This window comes from Glutamicibacter nicotianae, from assembly GCF_002797775.1.
GTDB lineage: Bacteria > Actinomycetota > Actinomycetes > Actinomycetales > Micrococcaceae > Glutamicibacter > Glutamicibacter nicotianae.
In genome coordinates, this window is record NZ_PGEY01000001.1 from 2,847,955 (window position 1) to 2,865,902 (window position 17,948).

At 64.6% G+C, this 17,948-nt stretch carries 15 protein-coding genes; 3 read left to right on the forward strand and 12 right to left on the reverse strand.

Annotated elements, in window-relative coordinates; genetic code table 11:
- Positions 1-51 precede the first annotated feature (51 nt).
- Positions 52-1,080 (forward strand): Gfo/Idh/MocA family protein, encoded by a 1,029-nt coding sequence (locus ATK23_RS13240; protein WP_157801660.1) that lies wholly within the window; start codon positions 52-54, stop codon positions 1,078-1,080.
- On the opposite strand, the gene galE is transcribed toward ATK23_RS13240, so the two are convergent.
- The 12 genes from galE to ATK23_RS13300 form a co-directional block, all read right to left on the reverse strand.
- On the reverse strand, positions 1,081-2,043 hold the full coding sequence (gene galE / locus ATK23_RS13245) for a UDP-glucose 4-epimerase GalE (RefSeq protein WP_066142950.1): 963 nt from the start codon (positions 2,041-2,043) through the stop codon (positions 1,081-1,083).
- Positions 2,040-3,236, reverse strand: coding sequence for a galactokinase (gene galK, locus ATK23_RS13250; RefSeq protein ID WP_066142947.1), 1,197 nt, complete (start codon positions 3,234-3,236; stop codon positions 2,040-2,042). The genes galE and galK overlap by 4 nt, the downstream gene beginning before the upstream one ends.
- Positions 3,233-4,348, reverse strand: coding sequence for a galactose-1-phosphate uridylyltransferase (gene galT / locus ATK23_RS13255; protein ID WP_066142944.1), 1,116 nt, complete (start codon positions 4,346-4,348; stop codon positions 3,233-3,235). The genes galK and galT overlap by 4 nt, the downstream gene beginning before the upstream one ends.
- A gap of 60 nt (positions 4,349-4,408) precedes the next feature.
- Entirely contained in the window at positions 4,409-5,353 is a 945-nt protein-coding gene (locus ATK23_RS13260) for an aldose 1-epimerase family protein (RefSeq protein ID WP_157801661.1), read from the reverse strand.
- Positions 5,354-5,446: 93 nt separating this feature from the next.
- Complete coding sequence (gene mmsB / locus ATK23_RS13265) at positions 5,447-6,628, reverse strand: multiple monosaccharide ABC transporter permease (protein WP_066142939.1); 1,182 nt, start codon at positions 6,626-6,628, stop codon at positions 5,447-5,449.
- Positions 6,625-8,163: a multiple monosaccharide ABC transporter ATP-binding protein gene (gene mmsA, locus ATK23_RS13270; RefSeq protein WP_066142937.1), complete on the reverse strand. Its 1,539-nt coding sequence runs from the start codon at positions 8,161-8,163 to the stop codon at positions 6,625-6,627. The genes mmsB and mmsA overlap by 4 nt, the downstream gene beginning before the upstream one ends.
- 93 nt (positions 8,164-8,256) lie before the next feature.
- A complete protein-coding gene (chvE, locus tag ATK23_RS13275) occupies positions 8,257-9,426 on the reverse strand; it encodes a multiple monosaccharide ABC transporter substrate-binding protein (protein WP_066142934.1) in 1,170 nt (389 codons plus the stop codon).
- A gap of 175 nt (positions 9,427-9,601) precedes the next feature.
- A complete protein-coding gene (gene araA / locus ATK23_RS13280) occupies positions 9,602-11,113 on the reverse strand; it encodes an L-arabinose isomerase (RefSeq protein WP_066142930.1) in 1,512 nt (503 codons plus the stop codon).
- A 7-nt stretch (positions 11,114-11,120) separates the two neighbouring features.
- The gene (locus tag ATK23_RS13285) at positions 11,121-11,837 is read right to left on the reverse strand and encodes an L-ribulose-5-phosphate 4-epimerase (protein WP_066142927.1); all 717 of its coding nucleotides are present in this window, start codon (positions 11,835-11,837) and stop codon (positions 11,121-11,123) included.
- A 25-nt stretch (positions 11,838-11,862) separates the two neighbouring features.
- Positions 11,863-13,476 carry a xylulokinase gene (locus tag ATK23_RS13290; protein WP_066142924.1) on the reverse strand — a complete coding sequence of 538 codons (1,614 nt, stop codon included), beginning with the start codon at positions 13,474-13,476 and terminating at the stop codon, positions 11,863-11,865.
- A gap of 164 nt (positions 13,477-13,640) precedes the next feature.
- Complete coding sequence (locus ATK23_RS13295) at positions 13,641-14,642, reverse strand: LacI family DNA-binding transcriptional regulator (protein ID WP_066142921.1); 1,002 nt, start codon at positions 14,640-14,642, stop codon at positions 13,641-13,643.
- A 642-nt stretch (positions 14,643-15,284) separates the two neighbouring features.
- On the reverse strand, positions 15,285-16,301 hold the full coding sequence (locus tag ATK23_RS13300) for a LysR substrate-binding domain-containing protein (RefSeq protein WP_245858519.1): 1,017 nt from the start codon (positions 16,299-16,301) through the stop codon (positions 15,285-15,287).
- Between ATK23_RS13300 and ATK23_RS13305 the strand changes: the two genes are divergently transcribed.
- Positions 16,300-17,574: a cytochrome P450 gene (locus ATK23_RS13305; protein ID WP_083515637.1), complete on the forward strand. Its 1,275-nt coding sequence runs from the start codon at positions 16,300-16,302 to the stop codon at positions 17,572-17,574. The genes ATK23_RS13300 and ATK23_RS13305 overlap by 2 nt on opposite strands.
- 24 nt (positions 17,575-17,598) lie before the next feature.
- Complete coding sequence (locus ATK23_RS13310; protein ID WP_066142918.1) at positions 17,599-17,922, forward strand: 2Fe-2S iron-sulfur cluster-binding protein; 324 nt, start codon at positions 17,599-17,601, stop codon at positions 17,920-17,922.
- Positions 17,923-17,948 lie beyond the last annotated feature (26 nt).

Genomic DNA, 17,948 nt, shown 5'->3' on the forward strand with positions numbered 1-17,948 from the left:
CCGCTTAGGGTAGAAACAGCCATCTGATCTTGCCTGCCATCGGAGCCTGTTGTGCCACTAGCCTTGCCCGAATCCACGCTGCCCCATCCCTCCTCCGCTCCGGCGCTGAATTGGGGCATCCTGGGACCGGGGTGGATCGCCTCGCAGTTTGCCCAGTCGCTGAACAACTTGACCTCCAGCCGGATCGGAGCCGTCGGCTCGCGCACCTTGGCCCGCTCCGAGCAGTTCGCACGCACCTACGGGGATGGGCGAACCCGGGCCTGCGGCTCCTACGATGCGGTGCTCAGCGACCCTGCGGTGGATGCCGTCTATATCGCTGTCCCGCACAGCGGCCACGCGGAACTGGCGCTCAAGGCCATCGCCGCGGGCAAGCACGTCCTGGTGGAGAAGCCGATGAGCCTGGATGCCCGGCAAACCGCCCGGGTCATCGAGGCGGCCAGGGCTGCCGGGGTGTTCGCCATGGAAGCCATGTGGTCGCGGTTCCTGCCGATCGGGAATGTGCTGTCGCAGGTCATCGAGTCCGGAATGCTCGGGCAGGTGATCGCCATCCAGGCTGATTTCGGCGCCAAGTTCGAGGTCGACTACGGCTCGCGCATCTACGACCCGGCACTGGGCGGCGGGGCCCTGCTGGATGTCGGCGTCTATCCCATCGCCTTCAGCGCCATGGTCTCCCCTGCCAAGCAGCTGCTGCACTCTTCGGGGCGGATGGCCCCCACCGGTGTCGATGCGTCCTTCACCGCGGTGCTCGCCAATGAGGACGGCTCCACGGCAACGGTCTTCAGCAGCATCGAAACCGATTCGCCGCAGGGCGCGTGGATTGCCGGCACCGAAGGCACCCTGGAGCTGCAGCGCCCGATTTGCTGCGGTTCCGCGCTGGTGCTGCGCAGTGCCGACGGCAGGATCGCCGACAGCCGCGAGTTCACCGAAACCTCGCCGGCTGCCGGCTTGGGCTTCGAAGCGGCCCACGTAGCCCGGTGCATCGCCGATGGATTGACCGAGTCGCCAGTCATGCCGCTGGACGAGTCGCTGGCGATTGCCCAGACCATGGATGCGATCGCCGCCAAATTGCGCACCGGCTAGTCAGCGGCGCTGCGCCGAAGCCTCCCAGGCGCTGTGCACCATCTGCGCCAGGCTGTGGCGCATCCTCCAGTCCAGGTCGCGGGCGGCCAGCTTGCCGTCGGCAACGATGCGCGCCGGATCGCCCGGACGGCGGGCTTCCTCAATAGCGGTGAAGCCGATGCCGGTCACCTCGGCGACCGTCTCCATGATCTGCCGAACCGAGACGCCATCCCCTGAACCCAGGTTGTAGACCGGCTCCAAATCCTCGCCGGCCTCCAGCTTCCTGGCCGCTTCCACGTGCGCCAGCGCCAGGTCCGCAACATGCACGTAGTCGCGCACGCAGGTGCCGTCGGGGGTGTCGTAGTCGGTGCCGAAGATCTTCGGGATCTTGCCGGCATTCAGCGCCTGGAACACCAGCGGGAACAGGTTGTGCGGGCTCGCGTCATAGAGTTCTTCGCTGCCCGATCCAACCACGTTGAAGTAGCGCAGCGAGGTGTGCTTCAGCCCGGCGGCCACCGCCTGGTCGCGGATCATCCACTCCCCCACGAGCTTGCTCTGGCCGTACGGGGATTCGGGGAAGGTGCCGGTGGCTTCGGTGACCACATCTTCGGCCGGGGTGCCGTAGACGGCAGCCGAGGAGGAGAAGACCATATGGTGCACGCGGGCGGTGGCCATGGCTTCGAGCAGGTGCGCGGTGCCGGTGGCGTTCTGCTCGAAGGCCAGCAGCGGGTGCTTCACCGATTCGCCGGCGTACTTGTAGCCGGCCAGATGGATGACCCCGGTGACCTCGTGGCGCTTCATGATTTCCACGAGCTTCGCGGTCTGCAGGATGCTCAACTGGTAGAACGGCACTTCTTCGGGAACGAAGGAGCGCACCCCGCTGGACATCGAGTCCACGACGACCGGTTCGAACCCCGCCGCCTGCAGCGAACGCACCACGTGGGATCCGATATACCCGGCTCCGCCGGTCACTAGCCAACTCATGCCCGGCCTGCTCCTTCATCTGCAATGACGGTGAAAATGGCCGGCTCGACATAGCCGGCGTGGTCAAAGGCCTCCCGGACGGCCTGGCTGACCGGCTCGATCCGCTCGCGCTTGACCAGGGCAATGGCGCTGCCGCCAAAACCGCCACCGGTCATGCGGGCACCGATCGCCCCGCCCGCCATGGCGGCCTCCACCGCGGCGTCCAGTTCCTCGCTGGAAATCTCGTAGTCGTCGCGCATGGATTCGTGGGACTGGCACAGCAGCTTGCCGACCGCGCCCAAGTCCGAGGCGTGCAACGCGGCAACGGCATCGAGCACCCGCTGGTTCTCGGTCACGATGTGCTTGGCGCGGCGCCGGGCCACCGGGTCGGCGATGGCTTCCAGTTCCGCGACGCTGTGCACTTCGCGCAGGGATTCAACCCCCAATGCGGCGGCGGCCTGCTCGCAGCTGGCACGGCGGGCGGCATAGCCGCCATCCACATGCGAATGCTCGACGCGGGTATTGATGACCAGCACCACCGCGTCGTGCTGCGCCAACGGCAACGGCACTGCCTGGGTTTCCATGGAACGGCAATCCAGGAAGAGCGCGTGCTGCGCATGGGACATCAGCGAGGCGCTCTGGTCCATGATTCCGGTCGGGGCGCCCACGAACTCGTTCTCGGCCCGCTGGGTCAGCTGGGCCATCTGCACCTTGGACAACCCAAGGCCGTAGAGGTCATCCAGCGCCACGGCAGTCGCCACTTCCAGGGCATGCGAGGAGGACAAGCCGGAGCCCACCGGGACATCCGAGTCCACCATCAGCTCCAGCCCGCCAATTTGCACGTCATCGAGCTGGTTCAATGCCCACAGCACGGCGGCCGGGTAGGCGGCCCAGCCGGGCACCGCCCGGGGCACCAGCTCATCGACCGTGACCGAGGTGATCGGCAGCTCGTCGCCTGAGCCGTAGGTGGAGGCGAAATCCAGCACCTGGCTTCGCGGCTCCAGCTGCGACTTGCGGCGCACTGCCACCAGCGCGTTCTTATCGATGGCGAAGGGCAGCACATAGCCCAGGTTGTAGTCTGTATGCTCGCCAATCAGGTTCACCCGTCCCGGGGCGCGCCAGATGCCTTCGGGCCTGTGGCCGTAGGCTTTGGCGAACTTCTCGCGCAGGGCATTGACCCGTGCCGCGGTTTCCCCGCTTCCGCTGCGGCTCATGGCATGACCTCGCGCAGCCGGGCGGCGGCCTGCTCGGCCGGAACGTCGTTGATGAAGGCGCCCATGGCAGCCTCCGAGCCGGCCAGGTACTTCAATTTGCCAGCTGCCCGGCGCGGGCTGGTCAGCTGCAGGTGCAGCCGTGATGCAGCACGGGCTTCCGGTTCCAGCGGGGCCTGGTGCCACGCGGCGATATAGGGGGTGGGGGTGTCGTACAGCGCGTCGAATCCGCGCAGCAAATCCCGGTACATCACTGCCAGTTCGGCTTTCTCCTCTTCATTGAGCGCGGCAAGATCCGGCACGTGGCGGTGCGGCACCAGATGGGCTTCCAGCGGCCAACGGGCCGCATAGGGCACGAACACGGAGAAGTGCTCGCCCTGGCGCACCATGCGCGAGCCTTCATTGCGCTCGAAGTCCAGGATGTCTTGCATCAGGGGGCGTCCGGTCTTCGCCAGGTGCGCCACCGCCTGGCCGGCCATCTTGGCTGCGGTCGGGGCCAGGTACGGATAGGCGTAGATCTGCCCATGCGGGTGGTGCAGGGTCACGCCGATGTCCTGGCCGCGGTTCTCGAAGACGAAGACCTGCTCGATGCCTTCCATCGCGGACAATGCTGCGGTGCGCTGCGCCCAGGCCTCGATGACGGTGCGCGCCCGGGTGCCATCCAGCGAGGCGAAGGACCCGGTGTGCTCGGGGGTGAACACCACGACTTCGCAGCGGCCGTAGGCCGGGGCAGGAACCTGCACCGGTGCGGCGGATGGAATCGAACCCAGTGCCGGGCCGAGCGACGGGAAGCGGTTCTCGAAGACCACCACGTTGAAGTCCTCGGCGGGAATTTCGCTCATGCGCCCGTGCGCGCTGGGGCATAGCGGGCATTCTTCCTTGGGCGGCAGGTAGGTGCGCGACTGGCGGTGGGCAGCGACTGCCACCCAGTCTCCGGTCAGCCGGTCGTAGCGCAGCTCGCCGGGTTCCCCGCGCGGATCCAGCGGCCGGGTATCGGCCACCGGTTCCGGCAGTGCGGTGTTGGCATCGGCGAAGAAGATCGCTTCGCGGCCATCGGCCAGGTGGTGCACCCGGTGGGCTGCTTCATATGCTGCGGAGCCTTGCGGCATGGCCATCTCTCCAATGGGCTAGTGGTGGTGCAAATAGGTAGGCGGCGCGGCGGGCGCGCCTGCGGGTTAGCTCGGCTGGACCGGGCCGATCAGCCAACTGGCTTCGCAGCTGGCGCCCGGGACAAGCGCGATGACGTCCTGGCCTGAGTTGAACCCGCCGGGCGGGCAGGTCATCGGCTCGATGGCCAGGCCGGTGCGGTCAAGCGCCGGGGCATCGCGGTCAGCGGTGTGGATCTGGACCCACGGGCAGGCCGCATCCCAGCTGATCTGCGCGCCGACGCCCGCAGCGTCGGTGATCGATGCACTGAACAAACCGTCGGCGCCGGCGGCCAACCCGGTGTACGCATGATCGATGAAGAGGTCCCCGATCGGCTTCGGGGTGCGGAAATCCAGCTCGGTGCCATCCACCTGAACCACCTCCTGCGGCAGCAGGCGCACGCCGTCGGTGAGCTGCACCTTGCCGGCTGGCAGGGTGAAAGTCCATTCATCCGCCTTCTTGCCCGGTGCGACCAGGTAGGCGTGCGAACCCCAGGCGAAGGGCGCGGTGCCCTGCCCGAGGTTGGTGGCGGTGGCGATGGTGCGCAGCCCGCCGGCTTCCAGCCGGTAGTCGATCACCAGCTGCACCTCATAGGGGTAGCCGGGGTTCGGGGCGATCACGGTGCGCAACTGGGCGAAGTCCGGGCCGCGTCCGGTGATCTCGAAGTTCTCGTCCAGCACCAGGCCGTGCAGCGCGTGGCCGCGCTCCGGCTCGGTGATCGGCAACTGCAACTCCTGGCCCTCCCAGTGGTAGGCCCCGTCGATCACCCGGTTGGGCCAGGGAGCCAGGATCGCTCCGGAGAACACCGGGCGCTCACCGCGCGGATCGAAGGCGCGCACCAGCGGGCGGTCACCGTAGTCCAGGGACACCAGTGTGGCGCCCACCGTGGCCAGCTGCGCGGTGAAGCCGTGGGCTTGCAGCGTGAGCACCGTTCCGTTGGCGGTGTCCTGCTGCGGCATTGATTGGCGATCCATTTCGTCATCCTTCGTGCAGTGCTGGGAAACCATCGGGCATGGGCGGGCCCTCCCGCCATCGCGTGCGGGAGGGCCGTGGCAGCAAGCCGCAGCCTAGTTGCCGGCGCCTGCGCGGCGCTTGTTGTAGATGTCGAAGGCCACTGCCAGCAGCAGCACCACGCCCTTGACGATCTGCTGGGTGGACGCGCCGACGCCCATCAGCTGCATGCCATTGGAGAGCACCGCCATCACCAGGCCGCCGACGATCGCGCCGGTCACCCGGCCCACGCCGCCGGTGGTCGAGGCGCCGCCGATGAAGCAGGCGGCGATCGCATCCAGCTCGAACATGTTGCCGGCACCTGGCTGGGCGCCGTTGGAGCGCGAGGAGAAGACCACGCCAGCCACGCCCGAAAGCAGGCCCATGTTGATGAAGATCCACATGTTGATCTTCTTCACGTTCACGCCCGAGAGCTTCGCGGCGGAGAGGTTGCCGCCGATGGCGTAGACGTGGCGGCCGAAGACGGTCTTGGTGGTCAGCACGTGGTAGCCCAGGATCAGGGCGGCCAGGATGATCAGCACGATCGGCATGCCGCGGCTGGTGGCGATCTGCCAGAAGAACCAGAGGATGATGGCGCCGGAAATGATGTTCTTGGCCAGGAACATGGCCATCGACTCGACACTCTGTCCGTACTTTGCCCGGCCTGCGCGATTGCGCCACTGCGAGTAGAACAGGCCCACGACGGCGATCACGCCGATGATCACGGTGAACAGGTCGAAGCCGTTGCCGCCGAGCAGGCCGTTGAGGAAGCCGCCGGCGATCTGGCCGTATTCGCCGGGGAACGGCGAGAGCGAAACGTTGTTGAGCACTTCGTAGGTCAGGCCGCGGAAAAGCAGCATGCCGGCCAGCGTCACGATGAACGCGGGAATGCCCACGTACGCGACCCAGAAACCCTGCCACACACCGCACAGCGCGCCCACCGCAATGCCGGCGAGCATGCCTAACCACCATGGCATGTCGTTCCTGATCACCAGCACCGCGGAGACCGCGCCGGTCAGGGCAACCAGCGACCCGACGGAAAGGTCGATGTGCCCGGCCACGATCACGATGATCATGCCCAGCGCGAGGATCAGCACGTAGGAGTACTGCAGGATGATGTTGGTGATATTGATCGGGCTGAGCAGCAGGCCGTTGGTCAGGATGGTGAACAGCACCACGATGAGCACGAAGGCAATGTAGATGCCCGAAGTGCGCAAGTTCTTGGTGAAGATATCCTTCAGCTCGTTTGTGATGGTCATCGGGTGCTTTCCTTCTCGATGGTCATGAGTTCCATGAGGCGTTCCTGGGTGGCTTCGCTGCGCGGCAGCTGGCCGGTCATCCGGCCATAGGCCAGGGTGTAGATGCGGTCGCAGATGCCCAGCAGCTCGGGCAGTTCCGAGGAGATCACCAGCACTGCCTTGCCGGCCGCGGCCAGCTCGTTGATGATCGTGTAGATCTCGTATTTGGCGCCGACGTCGATGCCTCGGGTGGGCTCGTCGAGGATCAGCAGCTCCGGGGCGGTGTGCAGCCACTTGCCCAGCACGACCTTCTGCTGGTTGCCGCCCGAGAGGTTGCCGACCTTCGCCATGACATTGGGGGTCTTGATGCGCATGGACTTGCGGTAGTGCTCAGCGATCTGGATTTCCCTGTTGCCGTCCACGAAGCCCTTCGAGGAGATCTTGCCCAGTCCGGCCGCGGTGGTGTTCACGCGGATGTCCTCGATGAGGTTCAGCCCGAACTTCTTGCGGTCCTCCGAGACGTAGGCGATGCCGGCGCCAATGGCCTTGCCCACCGTGGAGGTGTCCACCGGCTTGCCGCCCATCAGCACGGTGCCGGTGATGTTCCGGCCGTAGCTGTGGCCGAAGATGCTCATCGCCAGTTCGGTGCGCCCGGCGCCCATGAGCCCGGCAATGCCGACGATTTCGCCGGCGCGCACGTCGAGGCTTGCGTGCTCCACCACGGTGCGGTCCTGCTGGACCGGATGCTGGACCGACCAGTCGCGCACCTCGAAGACCACGTCGCCGATCTGCGGCTCGCGCTGCGGGTAGCGGGCGGAGAGCTCGCGGCCGACCATGCCGCGGATGATGCGGTTCTGGTTGGAGGCGGGGTCGGCCATGTCCAGGGCTTCGATGGACTGGCCGTCGCGGATGATGGTGGTGGTGTTGGCGATGTCCTCGATCTCGCCGAGCTTGTGCGAGATGATGATCGAGGTGATGCCCTGCTCGCGCAGTTCGCGCAGCAGGTTCAGCAGGTGCTCCGAGTCGTCGTCGTTCAGCGCGGCGGTCGGCTCGTCCAGGATCAGCAGCTTCACGTTCTTGCTCAGCGCCTTGGCGATTTCCACCAGCTGCTGCTTGCCGACACCTAGCTGGCCGACCGGGGTGACCGGCTGCTCGTCCAGGCCCACGCGGGCCAGCAGGTCGGCAGCGCGATGGTTGGTTTCGTTCCAGTCGATGAAGCCGCCGCGGGAGGTCTCGTTGCCGAGGAAGATGTTCTCCGCCGCCGAGAGGTAGGGCACCAGGGCCAGCTCCTGGTGGATGATCACGATGCCCTGGGCCTCGGAATCCTTGATGTTCGAGGCCTTGAGCTCCTCGCCCTCGAAAATGATCTTGCCCTCGTAGCTGCCGTGCGGGTAGACCCCGGAGAGCACCTTCATGAGGGTGGATTTTCCGGCGCCGTTCTCTCCGCAGATGGCGTGGATTTCGCCCTTGCGAACCGATAGGTTGACGCCGTCCAGCGCCCTGACTCCGGGAAAAGTCTTGGTGATGTCCTGCATATGCAGGATCGTGGTGTCCATAGTGCAGACGTCCTTGGTGTGTGCTGTGAGCGGTGAACCAGGCTGGCGGGAGGACAGGCTGCCCTCCCGCCACCGTGGTTGCTGCCTGCGCGGCTACTTGGCCTGTCCGGCCTTGACTTCCTCGGCGGTGTAGTACCCGGAGTCGACCAGCAGCGAGGTGATGTTGTCCTTGACCACGATGTCCGAATCCAGCAGGTAGGAAGGAACGACCTTCTTGCCGTTGTCGTAGCTTTCGGTGTCGTTGGCTTCCGGTTCGCCGCCGCCGGCGTAGGCCTTCACGGCCTCGACAGCCTGGGTGGCCAGCTTGCGGGTGTCCTTGAAGATGGTTGCGTACTGCACGCCATCGTCGATCAGCTTCACCGAGGCGATTTCGGCGTCCTGGCCGGAGATGATCGGCAGGCCGTCCTTGATGGACTTGCCGTAGCCGGCGTTGGACAGTGCGGTGATGATGCCGCGGGAGATCCCGTCGAATGGCGAGAGGATGCCGTCGATCTTGGTCTTGCCGCCCTGGTAATGGGCGGTGATCAGGTCTTCCATGCGCGACTGGGCTTCTTCCTGGCTCCAGCGCAGGGTGGCGGCCTGCTCGATCTTGGTCTGGCCGGACTTGACCGTCAGCGTGCCGTCGTCGAGGTATGGCTTGAGGGTATCCATGGCGCCCTTCCAGAAGAAGTGCGCGTTGTTGTCGTCGATCGAACCGGCGAAGAGCTCGATGTTAAACTTGCCCTTCTTGTCGGTGCGCTTGCCCTGGTCGTCGGCCAGGCCCATGCCGGTCAGCAGCGAGGTGGCCTGCTGGACACCGACGTTGTAGTTGTCGAAGGTGACGTAGAAGTCCACGTTCTCGGTGCCGTTGATCAGGCGGTCGTAGGAGATGATCGGGATGTTCTGGTCCGCGGCGGCCTGCAGCTGGGTGGACAGCGCGGTGCCGTCGATGGAGGCGACCACCAGGATGTCGCTGCCCTTGGTGATCATCTGGTCGATCTGCTGCTGCTGGGTGGGGATGTCGTCATTCGCGAACTGCAGGTCGACTTCGAAGCCGGCTTCTTCCAGCTGGGACTTGACGGCTTCGCCGTCGGCAATCCAGCGCTCGGACGTCTCGGTTGGCATTGCGACGCCCACCTGGATGTCCTCGGGGGCAGTCGATTCCCCGCCGCCAGCCCCGGCTCCGCCGCCGGCACCGCTGCCGCTGCAGGCTGCCAATGCGCCGACCAGCGCGAGCGATCCCATGGTCGCTACGGCTTTGCGGGTCCAATTATTCCATGCCATCTTTTCCTCCTTGAAAGGTTGCCATATCTGCGAATGAGACTGGACTCACACTATGTTAGCGCTAACACAGTGACTTCGACCACCCTCTGATGAAAATAAATTAAGATTCCTTACCCAGTGGTCCTGCGCGCCCAGCACAGAGCGCGCAGAGCCCGGGAAAGGGCCTGCCTGGCTGCTAGAAACCCTGCGCCAAGCGGTAGTAGCTCTGGTTGACGCGGATCTGCTGCGCGAAGTTCCGGCGCGTGGTCTCCTCGTCGATGACCAGCAGCTCGGCACCGGCGATCTCCGCGAAGATCTCGAAGGCCTCGATGCCTGCGGCGGTGGACATCACCGTGTGGTGCGCACCGCCGGCGGCAAGCCAGGACTCGGCAGAGATATTGAAGTCAGGCCGCGGACTCCACACCGCGCGGGCTACCGGCAGGTTCGGCAGGTCAGCTGGCGGGGTCACCACGTCCACCACATTGGCGGTCAGCCGGAAGCGCTCGCGCATATCGGCCATGGACACGACCACCGCGCCCTCGGCGGCGTCCGCGCTGAAGACCATGCGCACCGGATCCTCGCGGCCGCCGATGCCCAGCGGGTGGATTTCCACCCTTGGCTTGGAGGTGGTCAGCGACGGGCAGACCTCGAGCATGTGGGCACCGAGGATCAGCTCCTTGCCGGGGGTCAGGTCGTAGGTGTAGTCCTCCATCAGCGAGGCTCCGCCCGGCAGGCCCTCGCCCATCACCTTGGCGGCGCGCACCAGCACCGCGGTCTTCCAGTCGCCCTCGGCGCCGAAGCCGTAGCCCTTGCCCATCAGGCGCTGCACGGCCAGGCCCGGCAGCTGCTTGAGCCCGCCGAGGTCCTCGAAGTTGGTGGTGAAGGCCATGGCGCCGGCGTTGGACAGGAATGCTTCCAGCGCGATTTCCTGGGCGGCGGCATAGCGCAACGACTCGTGGCGCGCGCCGCCGGCGCGCAGTTCGGGAACCACGTCGTACTCGTGCTCGTACTCGCCGACCAGCGCATCGATGTCGGCCTCGGCCACCGCCTTCACGGCCTCGACCAGGTCATTGACGGCCCAGGTGTTCACCGAGACCCCGAAGCGGATCTCGGCTTCGGTCTTGTCGCCCTCGGTCACCGCGACATTGCGCATGTTGTCACCGAAGCGGACCAGCTTCAGGTTCTGCACGGCGTTGAAGCCGGCAGCGCCGCGGATCCAGGTGCCCACGCGGCGGCTGACCGCTGGGTTGGAGACGTGGCCGACCACCGTGGTGCGCGCGGCGCCCAGGCGGGTGGCCAGGTAGGCGTATTCGCGGTCGCCGTGCGCAGCCTGGTTCAGGTTCATGAAGTCGAAGTCGATCGAATCCCACGGCAGTTCGACATTGGCCTGGGTGTGCAGGTGCAGCAGCGGCTTCTGGAGGGCCTTCAGGCCATTGACCCACATCTTCGCCGGGCTGAAGGTGTGCATCCAGGTGATCACACCCAGCACGTTCTCATCCGAGTTCGCTTCCAGCATCGCGCGGCGGATCGATTCGGAGTCCTTCAGCACCGGCTTCCAGATGATCTTTGCCGGAACGTCGGCCGACGCATCCAGCGCCTGCGCCACCTCGGTGGACTGCTGCGCCACCTGGCGCAGGGTGTCCTCGCCGTACAGGTCCTGGCTGCCGGTGAAGAACCAGATTTCCTTGTCACTATATGCCTTGGCCATGATGTCCTTACTGTCCGTAAACGTTCTGGTAGCGCTCGTAGAGCGAGTCGATTTTCCCGGGGTCGATGGGCTGCGGATCCCCGAGCTGCTGGGCGATATGCACGGTGCGGGCCACTTCCTCGCACATCACCGCGGCCTTAACTGCCGCCCGGGCGTCCTTGCCGATGGTGAACGGCCCGTGGTTGGCCATGAGCACTGCGGGGCTGCGGGATTCGCGCAGCGTGGAGACAATGCCGCGGCCAATCGAGTCGTCGCCGATGATGGCGAAGGGACCCACCGGGATTGGTCCGCCGAATTCGTCGGCCATCATGGTCAGCACGCAGGGGATTTCCTCGCCGCGCGCCGCCCAGGCGGTGGCGTAGGTGGAGTGGGTGTGCACCACGCCGCCGACTTCCGGCATGTGCTCGTAGGTGTAGGCGTGGGCGGCGGTATCCGAGGATGGCGCATGCTCGCCCTCGAGCAGCTGGCCATCGATGGTGCACACCACCATCGATTCAGGGGTCAAGTCGTCGTAGGAGACCCCCGACGGCTTGATCACGAAGAGGTCTGAGCTGCCATCGGTGATCTGCGGATGGCGCACGCGCTGGGAGACGTTGCCTGCGGTCCAGACCACCAGCTCGTAGCGCGGCAATTCGGCGTGCAGGCTGGCAACGAGCTGCCGGACCGCAGCCACCTCATCTTGCATCGATTGCGGGTAATCCGCCAGTGAATTGAGCTCACTCATGTTTTCTTGGCTTTCTGCTGGAAACTTACAGGGCGGTGATGGCCGCACGCTGAATGGCCAAACCGGATTCATAGTTCTGCAGCCAGGCGTTGTAGCCGGCCACATCTTCAGCCAACGGGGCTGCGTCCTTGGTGTTGGCCTCGGCGAAGACCAACTCGTCCAGATAGGAATCCAAGCTGGTCTGCGGGTTGGCTTCGATGAACTGTCGGAAGCTTGCCAGCACCGCGATACCCCAGGGCCCGCCGTGGCCGGCAGTTTCCGAGACGCTCACTTCGGTGCCCAGCGCGGCAGCCAGGAAGCGCTGGGCCACCCCGGCGGTGCGGAAGATGCCGCCATGGGCATAGAGCTTTTCCACCTGCACGCCCTGCGCGGCCAGCACCTTCATGCCAAGGCTCAGGGTGGCGAACATGCCGTAGACCTGGGCGCGCATCAGGTTGGCCAGGGTCAAAGAGGAGTCCGGGGTGCGGATGACCAGCGGCCGGCCCTGCTCCAGGCCGGTGACCGGCTCGCCCGACAGGTTGTTGTAGGCCAGCAGGCCTGCCCCGTCGGCCTGGCCGTCCAGTGCCGAGCCGAGCAGTGCCTCGAAGATGCGGTCGCTGGAGGCATCCACGCCCAGTGCCTTGGCGAACTCGCCGAATACGCCGGCCCAGACGCCGATCTCGCTTGCGCCATTATTGCAGTGGACCATCGCGACGCTGTCGCCGGCCGGGGTGGTGACCACATCGATTTCGTGGTGCACTCCGGCCAGTGGCTTCTCCAGCACGAGCATGGCGAAGATCGAGGTGCCGGCCGAGACGTTGCCGGTGCGTACGGCCACCGAGTTGGTGGCCACCATTCCGGTTCCGGCATCGCCTTCGGGCGGGCAGAACGGGGTGCCGAGCTGCAGCTGGCCGGTGGGATCGAGCAGGCGGGCGCCGGCTTCGCTCAGGGTTCCTGCCGTCGCGCCGGCAGGCAGGACTGCCGGCAGCAGCTCGGCCAGGGTGCGCGGGGACTGGTAAGGGGCTGAGATCTCGTCGAAGGCGTCGAGCATCGCGGCGTCGTAGGTGCCGGTGGCTGTGTCGATGGGGAACATTCCCGAGGCATCACCGATGCCCAGCACCTTCTCGCCGGTGAGCAGCCTGTGGACATAGCCAGCCAAGGTGGTCAGGTGCTGGACCTGCGGCACATGCTCCTCGCCATCGATCATGGCCTGGAAGTAGTGGGCCACCGACCAGCGCAGCGGGATATTGACGCCGAAGGCGGTGGTGAGCTGCTCGGCAGCCACCTGGGTATTGGTGTTGCGCCAGGTGCGGAAGGGAACCAGCAGATCGCCATCCTGATCAAAGGCCATGTAGCCATGCATCATGGCCGAAACGCCCATCGAGGCGAAGCCGCGTGGGGCAATGCCGTAGCGCAGGCGGCAATCGGCGAGCACGGCAGCGAAGCACTGCTGCAGGCCGGTGTGGATAGCGTCCAGCGAGTAGGTCCACAGCTGGTTCTCGAATTGGTTCTCCCACTGGTAGCTGCCGCTGGCCAGCTGCTGGAAATCCGGGCCAATCAAGCTGGCCTTGATGTTGGTGGAGCCCAGTTCGATGCCGAGCACGGCTTGGCCGCTGATGATGAGCTGGGCTGCAGTTGCATCCTGGGGCGCGGTGGCCATGAACTCTCCGTCCTGAGGCCCAGCTTGGTGGGCAGCGTCTTTGCATCGACGGCATCTTCCGAGTGGTCTCGGAGAAGCGCCGGCGGGAACTTCGAGATAATGTTAGCGCTAACATTTCGTGATGCGCAACACCCGATTTCGAGATACGGGCAACTAGAACAGAATTATTGGGACTTCGGCGGGGCCGTGCTCGCCCGCATGACCAGCGCTGGAGCGATCACCTTTGGAGATTTATCGGCGGTGTCGCCTTCGAGCAATTCCGTGAGTGCCGCATGCCCGACGTCCCTGAATGGCTGCCGAACAGTGGTCAGCGATGGGATGAGGAAATTCGAAATCTGCAGATCGTCGAAACCGATCACCGACACATCGGTTGGCACATCCAGCCCGGCTTCCCAGAAGGCGCGCAGGATGCCAGTGGCAAGATAGTCATTCGCGGCGAAGACTGCCGTCACTTCCCCGACGCGCACCGAGTCAACCAGCCTCTTGCCCGCCTCGTAGCCACTGGGCGCCAGCCATGATTCGGCGGGCACTTCTATAATCGGCGCCTTGGCTTCGAGCATTTTTTCCTGCCAGCCGACTTGCCGCTCGGTGGCATCGAACCAGCCTGTTGGCCCGGAGACATGGGCGATTTTGCGATGGCCTAAAGCCAGGAGGTGTCCGGTAGCCAGGCGTGCGCCTTCGCGCTGGTCAACGTAGACGTAGCGAGCCGGATCCGAGGCGGGAACGCTGGTGCGGGCGGCGACAACCACCACTGGGATCTTGAGCGCCGCGTCGTCCAGGGCGTCAATGACCTTTTCGAACGGCGCGACCATCACCACACCGTCGACTCCTTGGTCAACCAGGTGGTTCAAGGCTTCGGTTGCACTGTGAGCGTCGTAGCGATCCAATGCGGTCACGCTCACGAAGTAGCCTTGCGCGCGGGCCGCGGCTTCGATGGCCTGCACAGTGGACTGCGGTCCGAAGAACTCGCTGCCGACGGTCAGAATCCCAACGGTGCTGGAGTGCGATGTCGCCAAAGCACGGGCAGCTCTATTGCGGCGATACCCCAGTTTGCGGATTGCTTCCATGACCTGGTCGCGAGTTCCGGACCTGACATTGGGGTGGTTGTTGAGCACTCGGGAGACAGTCTGGTGCGACACCCCTGCCACGGCCGCTACATCCGCCATCGACGGAGGCCTTTTATCTGGGTGCCCTTCACCGGGCTGAGCAATGTTCACAACGGTCATTATTGCAAAAACCGGCGGTTTGGCTACTGCCACGCAGGGTAAACCGGGGCCTTATGAACCCATCGAGGTGGTATATGACGTGGTGGACATATACCTTTGCCTAGAAACTTATCCGCCAGATTGCAGGGCTTTTCTCCTTCGGCGCCAAATGTCGCGCCTGCCTGGAAGCATCGATTCTGTAAACGTGACAACAGGACAAGGCCGGCGCAATCAGCTCGGTTGCGAGCTTGCGGCAATTCCAAATAGCTCCAACAAAAGCATCCTTGCTGGCACCATACATGCGGCTGAGCGCGGTCGATGATCCGCGGCTAACTGAAAATGACAGCAATTGGAGTGGTGAATGGTTTCCGCCGATATGCGATGGCCCGGCCTAACCACATGAACTGCCTTCATCTGGCGCAAACCTCGGAATTCCTGCTCACCCTATCCGCCAGCTGGGACTGCGCAGGCTACCTTCTGCCGGCTACGCGGTCGTCGTCTTGGCTGGACCCGACGCGTCGTGCACGCGGGGACGACAAGAGCCACCGAGAAAAAAGTCAATACTGGAGCCCTGGATCCAATTCCTAGTCGCCCGGTCCGGGACTACGTGGTTCCTAGCGCTTCGAGGACCTCGATGGAATACTCCACCGCGGCCTTGGCCCGATCGGTAAGCGTCGCGTCTCGAGCCCATGCCGCCACAACGGACGTCCTGCCGCTACGCGGACGCAGGGGCCTGCTCACGATCTGTCGCCCCTCGCTGCTCAGCCCAATCTGATTGGGGCGCGACATCAGCAGGCAATATCCAAGGCCGCGTCCAACCAGTGCCCTGGCGAGATCGATATGCGGCACGGAGGCTTTGATCGTGGGAGCCAGGCCTCGCTGGGCGAACATCAGTTGCGTATTGGCGGTACTAGGCGCCGTATCAAGCATGATCAGCGGCTTAGGCACGAGGTCGGCCAGATCGACATCTTCGGCCTGAGCCAGCGGGTCGTCCTCGGCAAGGATGGCCATAACCTCAGTTTCATAGATCACTGTGGTGTGCAGTTCAGCGTGCAAGCCCAGGTCGTAAAGGATCGCGAAATCCAGCCGCCCATCATCCAAAGCGGGCAACAGTTCTGAGTGGTCGCCCACGCTGATGTCTATAGTGACACGCGGGTGCTTCTCCCCCATTCCCTGCAGAACCGCGGGCAACACGTTGCTAGCCAGCCCCGTATAGCACCCCAAGGCTAATGGCCCCGACAGCTCCCCGGCTCGATGTCCCAGATCAGCAGTCAACGAATCGACGGCCTTGAGGATTTCGCGGGCGCGCAGGGCAAATTCCCGACCACTCGGGGTCAGATGCAGCCCCTTGGCCTTGCGCCGGATGCACAATTGCTCACCCACCGCACGCTCAAGTTCAGTCAGTGCGTGCGAAAGCGCTGACTCGGAAATGAGCAGGTCCTTAGCCGCCGAACCGAGGGTCGCATGATCCGGCAGGGATGCAAAGAGTTCCAGCTGCCTAAACGTGAAACTGGCCATTACTTCGATCCAATCGTAGAAGATCTGCGAATATCGGCAGTTTACTCGAAGTAGCTTCGCTGTGACACTGATTACATTCACCTCACAGAAAGCAGCCACCATGATATCCACCGAAGCACGGTGCCCCTTCCAGCATTCATCCGCGACCGTTGACGCAGAGTCCGCCGAGCGGTCCGCTGCCAGTTCCCCGTCCGGCGTTACGGCTCCTGTGGTCGACGACCTGGATTTCCAGGCCATGTCCCGCGACCCCTACCCGACCTATGACCGGCTGCGCACCGAAGCACCGATCGCCTGGGTTCCCCAGCTGAACAAGTATCTGGTAACCAGCTACTCGGCCTGCCATGCGATCGAGCAGGAACAGCACGTTTTCTCTGCCAATGTCTCCACCGCAACCATGACGCGGGCCATCGGAGCGCAACCCATGCTGCGCAAGGACGATCCTGAACATGCGGCCGACCGGGCGCCCATCAACCCGGTCCTGCGTCCCAAGTCAATCAAGGACGTCTGGGCACCGGTGTTCGCCGCCAACGCGGAGAAGTATCTGGACGAACTCGCAAGCCGCGGCCCGGCCCAAGCAGACCTCAACGACCACTATGCGGCACCCCTGGCCGCGCAGAACCTCGCCGATTTGCTGGGCCTGAAGGGCGTTTCGGTCGATCAGGTGCGAACTTGGTCCCAAGCATTCATCGCCGGCATGGGAAATGTGTTGGACGACTCCGCCATCTGGGAACGCTGCGAGGCAGCCGTCAGCGAATGCGACGAGCAGCTGGCAGAACTCATCCCCTTCTACCAGCTGCACCCGGATGCCTCAATGATCTCTGCGCTGTCGAACAGCGGCCTGCCCCTGGAGAACACCGCGGCAAACGTGAAGCTGACCATCTCGGGAGGAATGAACGAGCCGCAGCACATGGTCACCAACATGGTCTGGTGCTTGCAGCATCGCTCCGATCAACGCCAAGCGGCGCTGTCCGATACTGCTCTGTGGCCAGCTGTCTTCGACGAAGCCGTCCGCCTGCATTCGCCCATCGGCATGTATCCGCGGGAAACCACAACCGACACCGTCCTCGAAGGCATTGAGCTGCCGGCGGGCGCCGGTGTGGGTGTCGTGGTGGGTTCGGCTAACCGGGACGAGTCCCACTTCGGCCCCGGCTCCTCGGTCTTCGATCTCTTCCGCCCCAAGAAACCCCACATGGCGTTCGGTAGCGGAGTACATCTGTGCGCAGGGCACTGGGCAGCCAAAGCCGCCATCGGCCAGATCGCGGTTCCCAAGCTCTACGCGCGGTTCCCGGACCTCCGACTGGATTCCGCACGGCCCGCGCACTGGGATGGCTGGGTGTTCCGCGGCCTGTCCAACCTTCCCGTGACCTGGAACTAGTCCATCTCGAACTCAGGAGTTCTCATGCCAACCATCACCTTTACCCAGAACGACGGCACCAGCCAGGAAGTGGAAGTTGCCGAAGGAACCAGCGTCATGCGCGCCGCGCTGAGCAATTCGATCGCCGGAATTGTCGGAGAATGCGGCGGCCAGGCCATGTGCGCCACCTGTCACGTCCACATCCGCCCAGAGTTCGCCACCCAGTTGCCGCCCCTATCCGACGACGAAGACGAAATGCTCGACTGCACCTCTACCCCACGCACCGAGACCTCCCGCCTCGGCTGCCAGGTCACGCTCGGTGGCGATCTGCCGCACGTAGCCGTGGACATCCCCGCCGGGCAGATCTAGCTCGGTCCGCACAGAAAGGCACAACT